We start from the raw sequence: 13,536 nt of genomic DNA, 5'->3' as shown, positions 1-13,536 counted from the left end.
GGAAGCCGATCACACATTCCCCCCATCAAGGAGGCGCCATGCAAGACCCGATACTCGAACTCATCGTCAAGTTCGCCGAATCCGAGAATCAGCTTGAAACGGCGGTCACGCTCGTGGTCGACGGCTTCCTCATCTCCGGTTTCGTCATCAGCCGGGCGCAGTACATGCAGCACCACGTCCTGACGTCGTCGATCGAACAGGGCATCAAGGATGCGCTGGCGGCGGGCTCGCCGACCGACGACGGAGCGCGCGCCTTCATCCATCTGCGTGACGCGATGTATTTCACCCCTGGGCAGGACCCGGTGCCGGCCAATGAGTCGGTCGTCTGTCGCATCGGCCTCGACCGCGTGTCGGCTTTCCACCTGGGCTTCCTCGAAAGCGTCTGAGTCCTGCGCAGTCCGGGCTGACGGACCGCCTGTGGCGATGCACAATCGCGGTCTGCATTCATCGGGCCGCGCACGTGACCGCACGTCAATACCGCTACTACGACTGGGTCATGGTCGCCTTCGTGACCGTGCTCGTCTGTTCCAATCTGATCGGCCCGGCCAAGATCGCGCAGATCGACGCGCCACTGCTCGGCACGCTCACCTTCGGTGCCGGCGTGCTGTTCTTTCCGATCAGCTATGTGTTCGGCGACATCCTGACCGAGGTCTATGGCTACGCGCGTTCGCGTCGCGTCATCTGGACCGGCTTTGCCGCGCTCGCCTTCGCCTCGGCGATGGCGGCGGTGGTGGTCGCGCTGCCGCCAGCGCCGTTCTGGCACAACCAGCAGGCGTACGAAGTCGCCTTCGGCTCGGCCTGGCGCGTATCCATCGCGTCGCTGATCGCCTTCTGCTGCGGCGAGTTCGTCAATTCCTTCGTGCTGGCCAAGATGAAGCTGTGGATGGCCGGGCGCCGGCTGTGGATGCGCACGATAGGGTCGACGCTGTTCGGCGAAGGCGTCGATTCGCTGCTGTTCTACCCGCTCGCCTTCTGGGGCACCGGCATCATTCCGGACGAACAGCTGCCCGCGGTCATGCTGGCGCAGTTCGTCGCCAAGGTCGGGGTCGAAGTCGCCTTCACGCCGCTCACCTATCGCATCGTTGCCTGGCTGAAGCGGGCCGAGAACGAGGACTACTATGACCGCGATACCGACTTCAACCCCTTCTCGCTGCGCGCCTGAGGCAACCGTGCGCACACGCATCCGCATCGTCGGCATGCGTTGCAGGAAATGCGTGGCGGGCCTCGAAGCCACGCTCGCCGCGTTGCCCGGGGTCGGGCGCGTGATCGTGCATTTCGAACACGGCGACGCGGAGATCGAGCACGACGCGGCGCTCCCGCGTGAGCGTCTGCTGGAGACGGTCGAGGCGGCCGGTTACGACGCGGTCTGATCCGCGCTCAACGGCCTTTGCCGAAGCACAGGTACTTGATGTCCAGGTATTCCTCGATGCCGTAGCGGGAACCTTCTCGACCGAAGCCGGACTGCTTGATGCCGCCGAACGGCGCCACCTCGTTCGACAGCCGGCCGGTGTTGATGCCCACCATGCCGCACTCCAGTGCTTCGGCAACGCGCCAGGCGCGGTCGATGTCGCGCGTGAAGAAATAGCCGGCGAGACCGGATTCGGTGTCGTTGGCGAGCGCGATCGCCTCGTCCTCGCTGTCGAAGCGGAACACCGGCGCCAGCGGCCCGAAGGTTTCCTCGTGCGCCAGCACCATGTCGGGCCGGGCGCCGACCAGCACCGACGGTTCGAAGAAGTTGCCGCCGAGCGCGTGACGGCGTCCGCCGCACAGTGCGGTGGCGCCGCGCGCGATGGCGTCGGCCACCTGTTCCTCGACCCGGCTGACCGCGGCCGCATTGATCAGCGGGCCCTGCTGCACACCGTCCTCCATCCCATCGCCGACCTTCAGTTGCGCCGTCCGTGCGGCCAGTTGGGCGGCGAACGCGTCGTGTATGCCCGACTGCACGATGAAGCGGTTCACGCAGACGCAGGTCTGGCCGCTGTTGCGGTACTTGGCGGCGATGGCCGCGTCGACAGCGAGTTCGAGGTCGGCGTCGTCGAACACGATGAAGGGCGCATTGCCGCCCAGTTCGAGCGACAGTCTCTTCAGCGTCGGCGCGCACTGCGTCATCAGCAGACGCCCGACGGCGGTCGATCCGGTGAAGGACAGCTTGCGCACCCGGGGATGCGCACACAGCTCGCCGCCGATGTCGGTCGGCTCGCCGGTGAGCACATTGAGCACGCCGGGCGGGATGCCGGCGCGCAGCGCCAGATCGGCCAGCGCCAGCGCGGTCAGCGGCGTCGCCTCGGCAGGCTTGAGCACCACGGTGCAGCCGGCAGCCAGCGCCGGCGCTGCCTTGCGCGTGACCATCGCGAGCGGGAAGTTCCACGGCGTGATCGCTGCGCAGACGCCGACCGGCTGCTTGATCACCAGCAGACGCTGGCCGGGATCCGGCGACGGGATGGTTTCACCGTAAGTGCGTTTCGCCTCCTCGGCGAACCACTCGACGAAGGAGGCGCCGTAGCGCACTTCGCCGCGCGCCTCGTGCAGCGGCTTGCCGCCCTCGGCGGTGATCAGCCGCGCCAGATCGTCCGCGTGCTGGTTGATCAGCGCGAACCACGCACGCAGCCGGTGTGCGCGCTCGTGTGCGCCGAGCGCGCGCCAGGCGGGCAGCGCGCCGTGGGCGGCGTCGATGGCGCGCCGTGTTTCCGCGACACCGCAGCGCGGCACGGTCGCAAGCAGCGCGCCGCTGGCCGGATTGCGTACTTCGATCGCGCCTTCGTCGTCGGCGTGCGTCCAGACGCCAGCGATCAGGCAGTGGGTGTGAAGCAGCGTTGAATCGTTCAGCAGCATGGCAGCGGGGCGGAGCTTGCGCAGGGAAGTTCCTCGATTGTCCCAGCGAACGACGGTTGCGTACGCGGACCGGGATGAATTCCTACACGCGGCCCGGTCTCCGCCGACACGATGCGGCGCCCGCGCTCCGTACAGTGGCTGCACGACGCGGCAACGCGGCCGCTGTCGAATCGCTTCTGGAGGAGATCGCCGATGAACAGCATGACGACCGAACTCGAACAGCCGACGCTCCGCCCCGCTGCCGACAGCGACGATGTGCAGGCGCTGTGGGGCTGCGAATGCGCGCTGCCCTTCCTCATCCCGTCCTTGCAACTGCCTGCAGCCGCCTGTCCGCTGCAGCGCTGACCACGGTCATGTGCGCGTCGAGGCGTCGCGGCCGGCCGCTGCTCGCGGCGCTGGCGATCTGCGTGGCCGGATGCGCGGCGTCGCTGCCGTCCGCGCGCACGCTGCAGACGAAGGCGGAAGGCCCGGCTCCGGCTGCACGCCAGGTGGTTGCGAAGATGGACGTGACCGGGCCGCGCGGACGGCTCGACCACGATCAGCGCGCGCGACTGGTCGAGCGCATCGGCCGCGAGGGCGCCGGTTCGCCGCTGAAGCGCCAGCTCGCCGCGATGGCCGAGTTCGGTGACGTCGACCTGTACGCAGGCAACGCCGCCCGTCTGCTGATCGACGGGCCGGCCACCTTCGATGCGATGTTCGGCGCGATCGCGCGCGCGCGCAGCTCCATCCTGCTTGAAAGCTACATCATCGATGACGCGAAGATCGCGCAGGATCTCGCCGCGCTGCTGGTGCGCAAGCGTGCCGAGGGCGTGTCGGTCGCGCTGATCCATGACGCGGTCGGCTCCATAGGCACAAGTGGCGACTATTTCGAAGTGCTGCGCGCGGCCGGCGTCGCCGTCTGCGAATTCAATCCGCTGTCGCCGCTGCGCAAGCGCCGCTATCAGGACATTACTCACCGCGATCATCGCAAGATTCTGGTGGTGGATCGGGAAGTCGCCTTTACCGGCGGCATCAACATCAGCGCCGTCTATTCTTCCGGTTCGTTCGGCAAGAAGTCGCGCGCACCGGAGCAGAACGGCTGGCGCGATACGCAGATCGAACTGCGCGGCCCGGCCGCCGCGGCGCTCGACGATCTGGTGCGCGACACCTGGCGCAACCAGCACTGCGAGCCGGCACTTCCTCCGCCCGTCGAGCAGGCGGCCGGCAAGGCCGCAGGCCCGCACGCGGTGCGCATCGTGCCGTCGTCGCCGGACGACGGACAGAACCGCATCTACACCCTGCTGCTCACCGCGATCGACGCCGCAAGTCGCAGCGTGCATCTGACCATGGCCTATTTCGCGCCCGGGCAGGACATGGTCGATGCGCTGGCTGACGCGGCGCGACGCGGCGTCGACGTGCAGCTGGTGCTGCCGTCGGTCAGCGATTTCTCGCCTGTTCTGCATGCCGGCCGCAGCTACTACCAGGAGTTGCTCGACGCCGGCGTGCGCATTCATGAACTGCAGGACGCGGTACTGCATTCGAAGACGGCGGTCATCGACGGCGTGGTGTCCACGGTCGGCTCCAGCAATATGGACTGGCGCAGCTTCGTCGACAACAACGAGGTCAATGCGGTGGTGTTCGGCGAGGACTTCGGCGACGCGATGACGCGCATGTTCGAGCGTGACGTCGCTGCGTCGCAGACGATCGACGCGCAGACCTGGCGCAGACGACCGCTGTGGCCGCGTCTGCAGGAGCGCGCAGCGCGCTTGCTCGAACGCTGGTGGTAGGCCGGCGCTGTCCTACACGGCGGACGGCGCTTGTCCGACGGGCGGGCCGATGCGTCCCCCCTAGACTGCAGTCATCGACTTGACGGATGCATGACTGCCGCCCGGTTCCGGGCGCCGTCGAGATCGATTCCGTTCATTGCGCAGCGGTCGCGACCGGCGACCAGCGTTCATCACAAGGGAGTCCATCATGCGTTCCAATCTCATGCTCGCCACCGCCTTCTCCGCCCTGGCTGCCCTGACCGTGCTGCCGGGCTGCGCCGTCACGCGCGACCAGTCCTCGGTCGGTGAATACATCGACGACGCGACCGTCACCGCGTCGGTGAAGGCCAAGTTCGTTGAATCCAAGGCGGTCGACGCGTCGGCCATCAGCGTCGAAACGCTGAACGGCGAGGTGATGCTGTCCGGCTTCGCCAAGGACGCCACCGAGAAGGCCGAGGCCGAGCGCATCGCCAAGAGCGTCAAGGGCGCCAAGTCGGTCAAGAACGCGATCCAGATTCGCGCCAAGCAGAGCTGATGCTTGAGCGGGAACGCGGCGAGCCGGAGAGGCAGATGAGCGCGCGTTCCACCGCGGCAGGCCTGGCCTGCCGTCTCTTCCTTGCCACCTGCTGTCTGCTGGCCACGCTGTTCGCATGGAGCGAATGGCGTGGCTGGTTCTTTCTGGCGGAGCCGGCCGAGCGCTGGCTGACGGCTGCAGTCGCCCGCCCGGTGGACCTCGGCGGGCGAGACACCTTCGTGCTCCGACTTCTCGGTGGCATCGACCTTCGCGTCAGCCGTCTGCGCATCGGCGGTCCCGAATGGGCGCCGGATCAGGCGCTGATAGACGCCCAAGCAGCCCGTCTGAAGTTGCGTTATGCGGACGTGTTCCGCATGTTGCGCGGCGCGCCGCTGCGCATCGAAAGTCTGGTTGCCGAACGGCTGGACCTCCACCTCGCACGCGGCGATGACGGCCGCGCCAACTGGCAGTTCGAGCGCACGGGCAATGAACCGGCCCGACCGCTGCTGGATTGGGTGCAGCCGGCACGTGTCGAGGTGGCGCAGGGGCGACTCGTGGTCGACGACGCGCCGCTCGCGCTGGCACTGACGGCGACATTTTCGATGCACGATGGCAGCGAGCGGGCCGGCGACGCGCGGGACGACCGTGGCATCCGCGCGATCGTCGACGGCCGTTATCGCCAGTCGCCGCTGACGGCGACCCTGAGCACCGGATCCACTCTGCCCTGGTTGTCGGACGAAGACGATCTACCGGCCGTGCCGATCACGCTGGCGCTGAAGCTGGGTCGTGCCGCACTGTCGTTCGACGGTCGGGTGCAGGATCTGCTGACGCAGCGCGGACTGGACGGGCGCTATAAGGTGAGCGGCCCTTCGCTCGCGGCACTGGGCGACGCCCTCGCGATGACCTTGCCGTCGACCCCCGCGTTCTCGCTGCAGGGCAGACTGCAGCGCAAGCCCGATGCCTGGCAGACGGCGATCGATACCGCAACAATCGGCCGCAGCCGGCTGGCCGGCCAGTTCCGCTATGAGACGGGGCGGGACGGGGTGCCCTGGTTGGGCGGCACGCTGAATGGCAGCGTGCTCTGGCTGGCCGATCTCGGTCCGGCGGTGGGCGTCCCGGCGGGCGAACAGTCCGCCGCGCGGCGCAACGGACGCGTATTGCCGGACCGCCGCTTCGATTTGCCGTCCTTGCGCGCCATGAATGCCGACATCCGCATCGACATCGAGCGCTTCGAATCGGGCAGCGACTCGCTGCAGGCGATCGCACCGTTGCGCGGCAGCCTGCGTCTTGCCGATGGCGTGCTCGACATCCGCGACATCGAAGCACGGCTTGCGCGCGGCTGGCTCACCGGTCGCATCGGTCTCGACGGTCGTACCGACATTGCGCAGTGGGACGTGCAGTTGCGCGGCGGCGGGCTGCGGCTGGAGGAGTGGATACGTCAGCCGCGCGCCGCAGACGCGCCGCCCTACGTTGCCGGGCGCGTCGGTGGTCGCATCGAACTGCGCGGTCAGGGGCGGTCAACCGCCGAACTGCTGGCGTCGGCCGACGGTCATGCGGCGCTGGTGTGGACGCAGGGCCGCGTGTCGCACCTGGCGGTCGAAGCCGCCGGCATCGACGTCGCTCAGGCGCTGGGCGTCATGCTGAGCGGCGACGCCGCGCTGCCGGTGACCTGTGGTGTCGCCGATCTGCAGGTGCGCAAGGGCCGCGTGACGGTTGCGAGCGCGCGCGTCGACACGGCCGATTCGACGCTCGGCGTCGAAGGTTCGCTGTCGCTGGTCGACGAAAGACTGGACCTGGTGGCGCGCGCAGCACCGAAGGACATATCGCCGCTCAGCCTGCGCACGCCGGTGCGCATCACCGGCCGTTTCGCCCAGCCTGAGGTGTCGCTCGAAAAAGGACCTCTGCTGGCCCGTCTGCTGCCGGCGGCGGCGCTGGCACTAGTGAACCCGCTGGCCGCGCTGCTGCCGCTGATCGATCCGGGCGACGACGGCGCAAAGTCCGCCCTGGCCGGCTGCAGCACGCCGTCCCGACGGTAAAGCGCCGGCGGCGAGCGTCAACCGAACAGGCCCAGCCCCATCAGCAGGGGCAGCGACAGCCAGAACAGCAGTGTGCTCCAGCCAATCAGCAGCGCCGAGGCGGCGGCGTCGATCTTGAAGCGCTCGGCCAGCAGCAGCGAGGTCATGAAGGTGGGCGTGGCGCACTCGACCAGCGATGCGCGCTGCGCCTCGTTCGGCGTATCGGACACCAGCAGCACCAGCCCCCAGATCAGCAGCGGCGCGACCAGCAGCTTGACGCCGGAGGCGACCAGGATTTCGGTGCGCGGCACCAGCCGACGCCACGGAATGGTCATGCCCAGCACGAAGATGATGACCGGAATCGCCGCCTGGCCGATGAAGCGCGCCGCTTGCACCAGCGGCGGGTAGGCCAGCCCGGTGTATTGCGCGCCCAGGCCGAGCACGAAGGCCCAGATCGGCGGCATCATCAGCACGGTTCTCAGTACGTCCGGCCGTTCGCCCTCGGCGTGCGAACCGAGGCGGGTGGCGATCCACACGCCCAGCGTCCACACGAAGGGCATGGTCATGAACATGTCGTTGAAGATGGCGTAGCGCATCGCGCCATTGCCGAAGAAGAACTCGAGCACCGGCGCACCGACGTTGAAGGTGTTTCCGAACATGCCGCCGAGCATGATGGCGGCGCGCGTCGTGTCGTGCAGCTTCGCGCCCAGTCGCGTCTTCCACAGCAGCACATAGAGCAGGGCGCCATTGGCCAGCGTGCCGACGCCGACCAGGAAGGGCACGGTCAGCAGGTCCAGGCTGATCGGTGTGCTGGCCGCCACCGCGAACAGGATGGCCGGGTAGAACACGTAGAGCACCAGCCGGTTCAGCTGCGCACGCAGCACGTCGGCATCGCGTCCTTCGCCCATGCGCGCCGCCCACCAGCCGCCGGCCGCCACCAGCAGCGACAGCGGCAGCATCACCTGCACCATCAGGCCGACCAGCGCGTTCATCCGTGCGACTCCGTCAGGTTGCGGCCGCCGGTTTCGCGGATGAAGCAGGCGGCGACGAAGCCGCCCAGCGCGGCGACAGCGAGCACGCGTATGCCCATGGTCACGGCTTCGTGCGTTGCTTCGGCGATCGACGGCGAATACAGCTCGATCACCCAGCCGACCAGCGGCTGCAGCAAGGCGGCGCCGAGAAAGCAGCCGACGTTGACCAGGCTGGTGGCCATGCCGGACAGCGCCGGCGGGTTCACTTCCTTGGCGCAGGCCCAGGTCAGCGAGAAGGCGGCGGCGGACACGCCGATCACCGAACACGTCGCATAGGTCGCCAGCAGCGGCAGCGGGCCATCGGCGAGGACGAAGGGCAGCCAGCCGGCGACGTAGAGCGCGGCATAGCTCAGCATGACCGGCTTGCGCCGGCGCAGGTGGTCGGACAGCCGTCCGATGAACAGGCAGCTGCAGGCGAAGATGACCAGCAGCAGCGTGGTGTGCTGCGCGGCGACCGCGCGTTCCATGTCATGCGCCGCCATCAGATAGGGCACGCCCCACAGGCCGGCGAAGGAAAACAGGCTACCGGCGATGCCGGCATTGACGAACAGCCCCGGCCAGCTGGAGCGGTTGCCGGCCACCTGCCGCAGCCCGGCCCGCCAGTCGCCGACCGGCAGCGGCGCGTGTGCCGGCTTGCCGTCCAGCTCGCGCATCGTCGGCAGCCCGGCGTCTTCCGGCCGGTCGCGCACGCGCAGCCAGGTCACCAGCGCCAGCAGCATGGACAGCAGACCCAGCGCCACGAACACGGTGCGCCACGACACCATCGTCACCACCCAGGCCAGAGGCAGCGCTGCACTGGCGGCGCCCAGATTGCCGATGAACATGGTGACGCCATTCAGCGTGGCGAAGCGGCTTTCCGGAAACCAGGCGGCGTTGATCTTGAGCAGTGCGATGAAGGGGAAGGACACGCCGAGGCCGACCAGCGTGCGACCGATCACCGCCACCCACAGCGTGTCGGCCAGTGCGAAGGTGATCGAGCCGATGCCGGCGATCACGCCGCCGAGCGCGACGATGCGCCGCGGGCCCAGCGTGTCGGCGAGCACCCCGGTCGGGATCTGCATCACCATGTAGATCCAGAAATAGCTGGAGGCCAGCGCGCCGAGCGAGGCCGGGCCGACGTTGAAGTCGCGTGCCAGTTCGCCGGCGATGGCCGCCGGCGCGGTGCGGTGGAAGAACACCAGCACGTAGGCGCCGGCGAGCAGGAAGAAGGCTGTCCAGCGCAGGCGGATCAGCAGGCGGGTGTGTTCGGCGGAGAGCATCGGTCCGATTCTACGTTGCGGCCAAAAAAACGACGGCGCCGCAGCGCCGTCGTCGTCAGAACACCCCGATCTGTACCGTTGCGATCAGTTGTACAGATAGTTGGGCAGCCACATGCCGATGCCCGGGAACAGGTAGAGCAGGATCAGTGCGATCACCTGTATGCCCATGAAGGGCAGCATCCCGGCGAAGATCTGGTTCAGCGTCACGTGCGACGGCGCCACCCCCTTCAGGTAGAAGGCCGACATCGCCACCGGCGGCGACAGGAAGGCCGTCTGCAGGTTGATCGCCACCAGTAGACCGAAGAACAGCGGATCGATGTTGAAGTGCGCCAGCAGCGGGATGAAGATCGGCATGAAGATGACGATGATTTCCGTCCACTCCAGCGGCCAGCCCAGCACGAAGATGATGAACTGCGCCAGGATCATGAACTGGATCGGCGTCAGGTCCAGGTCCAGCACGAACTTCTCCACCAGCTCCTGTCCGCCCAGCAGCGCGAACGCCGCCGAGAAGATGGCGCTGCCGACGAACAGCCAGCACACCATGGCCGAGGTCTTCGCGGTCAGGAACACCGACTCCTTTACGACGCCGAAGTTGAGCTGACCGTAGGCCGCCGCCAGCAAGGCGCCGCCGAAGGCACCGATCGCCGCGGCTTCGGTCGGCGTCGCCAGGCCGAACACGATGGTGCCAAGCACCGCCAGGATCAGGATGGCCAGCGGGAAGAAGGACGACAGCAGCATCTTGAAGATTTCCAGCCGCTCGAAGCTCAGCATCGCGTAGTAGGCGATCATCAGCACCGCGCACACGGCAACCGCGATCCAGAAGCCGCGCGGTGCCGACTTCGCCTCGGCCACCTCTGCCGGCGCGGCCGCAGCCTCGGCGGCAGCAGGCTCAGCCAGCGACGGCGCTGCGGGCTCGGCGACGGTCGGCTCGGCACCCGGCGGTTCCGCCAGGTCTCCGCCGGTCGACGGCGGCTCTGCGAGGCCGTCGGCTGCAGGCGGCTCCTGCAGTCCGCCTTCGTCGGCCGGGGGCTCCTGCAGGCCGCCCGCGTCCGCCGGCGGCTCGGCCAGATCGCCGCCCGAGTAGTCGCTGTCGAAGGACTGCAGGCTGTCGGGCAGCACGTCGGCCACCGCGTCGGCCCTCGTCAGGTTGCCGTGGATCGCCGTCAGCGCCACCGCGACCGCGATCAGCGGCAGCAGCGTCACGAGCAGCTGGCGCATGATCGTGCCGGTGGCCACACCGGCGTTGCGCGGGCCCTTGAGCGCAGCCAGCAGCGCCGGCAGTGCGCGCTTGCCGTACTGCTTTGCCACCCCGGCCGTCGACGGCGGCAGTTCGACGTGCCGTTCGTCGTCCGGCAGCGGCGGCGCCATGTCCGGGCGCAGCTTGGCCACCAGGATCACGTACAGCATGTAGAGGCCGGCCAGCATCAGGCCCGGGAAGAAGGCGCCTGCGTACAGCTTCACCACCGACACGCCGGCGGTCGCGCCATAGACGATGAGCATGACCGAAGGCGGGATCAGGATGCCCAGGCAGCCGCCGGCGGTGATCACGCCGGCCGACAGGCGCACGTCGTAGCCGGCGCGCAGCATGGCGGGCAGCGCCAGCAGACCCATCAGCGTCACCACCGCACCGACGATGCCGGTGGCCGTAGCGAAGATGGCGCAGGTGACCAGCGTGGCGACCGCCAGTGAACCGGGCAGCCGGGCCATCGCCAGATGCAGGCTCTTGAACAGCTTCTCGATCAGGTTGGCGCGCTCGACCAGATAGCCCATGAACACGAACAGCGGGATCGAGATCAGCACGTCGTTGGTCATGACCGAGAAGGCGCGCTGCACCATCAGGTCCAGCGTCTGCTGGGTGGCGATGTCCGGGTTCTGCATCCGGTAGGCCAGCCAGGAGAACAGCACGCCCATGCCCATCAGCGTGAAGGCGGTCGGGAAGCCGAGCATGATGGCCACCACGACCAGCGCCAGCATCAGCAGGCCGAGGTGGCCGCCGGTCCATTCGGACGGTGCCGGCATCAGGATGGCCGTGGCGGTGATGATGATCGCCATCAGGCCGAAGCCGAAACGGAGTTCCTTTCTCATTTGGACGCTCCTTCGCTGCCTTCAGGCAGATCGGCATGCACCATGTGGCGCAGTTTCTCGACATCGACCTCCTCGACGTCGTGCGTGCGCGAGGGCCACTCGCCCTGCTGGATGCAGACGATGCAGCGCAGGATCTCCACCACACCCTGCAGCATCAGCACCGCACCGGCCAGCGGGATGATGGCCTTGAACGGGTAGATGGGCGGGCCATCGGAGGTGACCGACGAATGTTCGTTGATCGCCATCGATTCGCTGAAGAAGTCCCAGCCCGCCCAGCACAGCGCGAGCACGCCGGGGATGAAGAACACGAAATAGAGAATGAGGTCCAGCGTGGCCTGCGTGCGCGGCCGGAAGAAGCCGTACAGCACGTCGCCGCGCACGTGGCCGCCGGTGGCCAGCGTGTAGGCGCCGGCCATCATGAACAGCGTGCCGTAGAGCATGTAGGTGGCGTCGAACACCCAGGCGTGAGGCGAATTCAGCACGTAGCGCGAAAACACCTCCCAGGTGATGAGCAGCGTGAGCCCGACTATGGTCCACGCGAAGGCGTGGCCGACCAGTGTGTTGAACTGGTCTACGCGCAGGAGAAGTTTCTGCATGGCATCAAGCGGACACCTGTGGGTGCCCGTCCTTTTCTTTTGGAGTCAAAAAAGCCGGCGCCCCTTTTGGAGACGCCGGCTCGTTTGCAGCGGTGCGGCCTCAGCCCTTCTTCGAGAAGAAGTGGTCGTAGGCCATCTTGAAGTTCACCGTCGTGTCGTTCTGCCACTTGGCGGTGCGACGGGCGAAGGCGCGCTGCGATTCCAGCACCTTCTTGAACATCGGGTTCTCGGCCGCCTTCTTCTCGGTCACCTTGTCCCAGGCGGCGAGCTGTGCCTTCAGGATGGGGTCCGGGGTCTTGTAGAACTTGACGCCCTGCTTTTCCTGCATTTCCTGGTAGGCGGTGGAATAGCGGTCGATCGCCTTCCACGACATTTCGGCCGAAGCGGCCGGCACCGCGTTGGCGATGATGGCGCGCAGGTCGGCCGGCAGCGCTTCGAGCCGCTTCTTGTTGAACAGGATTTCGAACTGTTCCGAGGCCTGGTGGAAGCTCTGCAGCATGCACACCTTGGACACGTCGGGGAAGCCGAGCACCTGGTCGGAGGCGGCGTTGTTGAACTCGGCGGCGTCGAGCAGGCCGCGGTCCATCGCCGGCACGATTTCACCGCCGGGCAGCGCATTGACCGACACACCCATGTCGGTGAACACGTCGATCGACAGGCCGACGGTACGGAACTTCAGGCCCTTCATGTCCTCGGCCTTGGTGACCGGCTTCTTGAACCAGCCCAGCGGCTGGGTCGGCATCGGGCCGTACATGTAGGACACGACGTCCATGTTCAGGCTCTTGTAGATCTCGTCCAGCAGCGCCTTGCCGCCGCCGAATTCGTGCCACGCCAGCAGCATGTTGGCGTCCATGCCGAAGGCCGGACCGGAGCCCCACAGCGCCAGTGCGGAATTCTTGCCGTACCAGTAGGCGATCACGCCATGGCCGCCGTCGAGCGTGCCCTTGTTGACCGCGTCCAGCAGGTCGAAGGCCTTCACCACCGAACCGGCGGGCAGCACGTCGATCTTGAGGCGGCCGCCGGACATGTCATTGACCAGCTTGGCGTAGTCCTGGGCGAATTCGTGGAAGATGTCCTTCGCCGGCCAGGTCGACTGGAAGCGCAGGGTGACCGGGGATTGGGCGACGGAAATGCTGGGGAAGGCGATGGCGGCGGTACCGGCGGCAGTGCCTGCAGCCTTGGCCAGGAAGTTGCGGCGGGCCGACTGCGTCTTGTTCTGTTCAGACATGGTTGATGCTCCTCCTCGTGGTGGTGGGTGCTTCGTACTGTCCGTTGCAGGGGGTTGCCGGCAACGGACAAAAAACGACGCCGCGCGATGCTAACCCTGCCGGGAATCCGTCACAAGGCGCACTGCAGCGTGACGACGGAATGCCCTTTTTCCGGCGCTCCGCGCCCTGCGGCGCGGCTGCCTGCGACCGGCCGGCCGCGCGCATCCGGGGTCCGACACAAATGTATGCAG

The 13,536-nt window shown here is 67.5% G+C and carries 13 protein-coding genes; 7 read left to right on the top strand and 6 right to left on the bottom strand.

The genetic code is table 11. The features are described 5' to 3' along the window. Nucleotides 1-38: 38 nt before the first annotated feature. The 3 genes from WDZ97_RS13375 to WDZ97_RS13365 all read left to right on the top strand — a co-directional run bounded on the left by WDZ97_RS13375 (nt 39) and on the right by WDZ97_RS13365 (nt 1,370). Entirely contained in the window at nt 39-386 is a 348-nt protein-coding gene (locus WDZ97_RS13375) for a hypothetical protein (RefSeq protein ID WP_020165637.1), read from the top strand. 74 nt (nt 387-460) lie between these two features. Continuing rightward, entirely contained in the window at nt 461-1,162 is a 702-nt protein-coding gene (locus WDZ97_RS13370) for a queuosine precursor transporter (RefSeq protein ID WP_425763060.1), read from the top strand. Nucleotides 1,163-1,169: 7 nt separating this feature from the next. Next, nucleotides 1,170-1,370, top strand: coding sequence for a heavy metal-associated domain-containing protein (locus WDZ97_RS13365; protein WP_341423286.1), 201 nt, complete (start codon nt 1,170-1,172; stop codon nt 1,368-1,370). A 7-nt stretch (nt 1,371-1,377) separates the two neighbouring features. Here WDZ97_RS13365 and WDZ97_RS13360 read toward each other — a convergent pair whose 3' ends face one another. Next, nucleotides 1,378-2,832: an NAD-dependent succinate-semialdehyde dehydrogenase gene (locus tag WDZ97_RS13360; RefSeq protein WP_425763059.1), complete on the bottom strand. Its 1,455-nt coding sequence runs from the start codon at nt 2,830-2,832 to the stop codon at nt 1,378-1,380. A 192-nt stretch (nt 2,833-3,024) separates the two neighbouring features. Here WDZ97_RS13360 and WDZ97_RS13355 point away from each other — a divergent pair, with 192 nt between their 5' ends. From WDZ97_RS13355 to WDZ97_RS13340, 4 genes are all read left to right on the top strand, one after another. After that, nucleotides 3,025-3,177 (top strand): hypothetical protein, encoded by a 153-nt coding sequence (locus WDZ97_RS13355; protein WP_020165633.1) that lies wholly within the window; start codon nt 3,025-3,027, stop codon nt 3,175-3,177. A gap of 8 nt (nt 3,178-3,185) precedes the next feature. Beyond that, nucleotides 3,186-4,598 carry a phospholipase D-like domain-containing protein gene (locus WDZ97_RS13350; protein WP_425763058.1) on the top strand — a complete coding sequence of 471 codons (1,413 nt, stop codon included), beginning with the start codon at nt 3,186-3,188 and terminating at the stop codon, nt 4,596-4,598. Between the two features lie 187 nt (nt 4,599-4,785). Next, nucleotides 4,786-5,112 carry a BON domain-containing protein gene (locus WDZ97_RS13345; protein ID WP_296807376.1) on the top strand — a complete coding sequence of 109 codons (327 nt, stop codon included), beginning with the start codon at nt 4,786-4,788 and terminating at the stop codon, nt 5,110-5,112. Between the two features lie 35 nt (nt 5,113-5,147). After that, entirely contained in the window at nt 5,148-7,127 is a 1,980-nt protein-coding gene (locus tag WDZ97_RS13340; RefSeq protein ID WP_425763057.1) for an AsmA family protein, read from the top strand. 17 nt (nt 7,128-7,144) lie between these two features. Here WDZ97_RS13340 and WDZ97_RS13335 read toward each other — a convergent pair whose 3' ends face one another. From WDZ97_RS13335 to WDZ97_RS13315, 5 genes are all read right to left on the bottom strand, one after another. Beyond that, nucleotides 7,145-8,098, bottom strand: coding sequence for an AEC family transporter (locus tag WDZ97_RS13335; protein WP_425763056.1), 954 nt, complete (start codon nt 8,096-8,098; stop codon nt 7,145-7,147). Further along, nucleotides 8,095-9,396 (bottom strand): MFS transporter, encoded by a 1,302-nt coding sequence (locus WDZ97_RS13330; RefSeq protein WP_425763055.1) that lies wholly within the window; start codon nt 9,394-9,396, stop codon nt 8,095-8,097. Before WDZ97_RS13330 ends, WDZ97_RS13335 begins: the two co-directional genes overlap by 4 nt. Before the next feature lie 84 nt (nt 9,397-9,480). Beyond that, complete coding sequence (locus WDZ97_RS13325; protein ID WP_425763054.1) at nt 9,481-11,481, bottom strand: TRAP transporter large permease subunit; 2,001 nt, start codon at nt 11,479-11,481, stop codon at nt 9,481-9,483. Beyond that, a complete protein-coding gene (locus WDZ97_RS13320; protein ID WP_020165626.1) occupies nt 11,478-12,077 on the bottom strand; it encodes a TRAP transporter small permease subunit in 600 nt (199 codons plus the stop codon). The genes WDZ97_RS13325 and WDZ97_RS13320 overlap by 4 nt, the downstream gene beginning before the upstream one ends. Nucleotides 12,078-12,177: 100 nt before the next feature. Continuing rightward, nucleotides 12,178-13,305 carry a TRAP transporter substrate-binding protein gene (locus WDZ97_RS13315; protein WP_425763053.1) on the bottom strand — a complete coding sequence of 376 codons (1,128 nt, stop codon included), beginning with the start codon at nt 13,303-13,305 and terminating at the stop codon, nt 12,178-12,180. Between the last annotated feature and the right edge of the window lie 231 nt (nt 13,306-13,536).

It is taken from the genome of Methyloversatilis sp. MC4-4 (assembly GCF_049843555.1).
Lineage (GTDB): Bacteria > Pseudomonadota > Gammaproteobacteria > Burkholderiales > Rhodocyclaceae > Methyloversatilis > Methyloversatilis discipulorum_B.
This window is presented reverse-complemented; position numbering and strand designations above follow the sequence as displayed.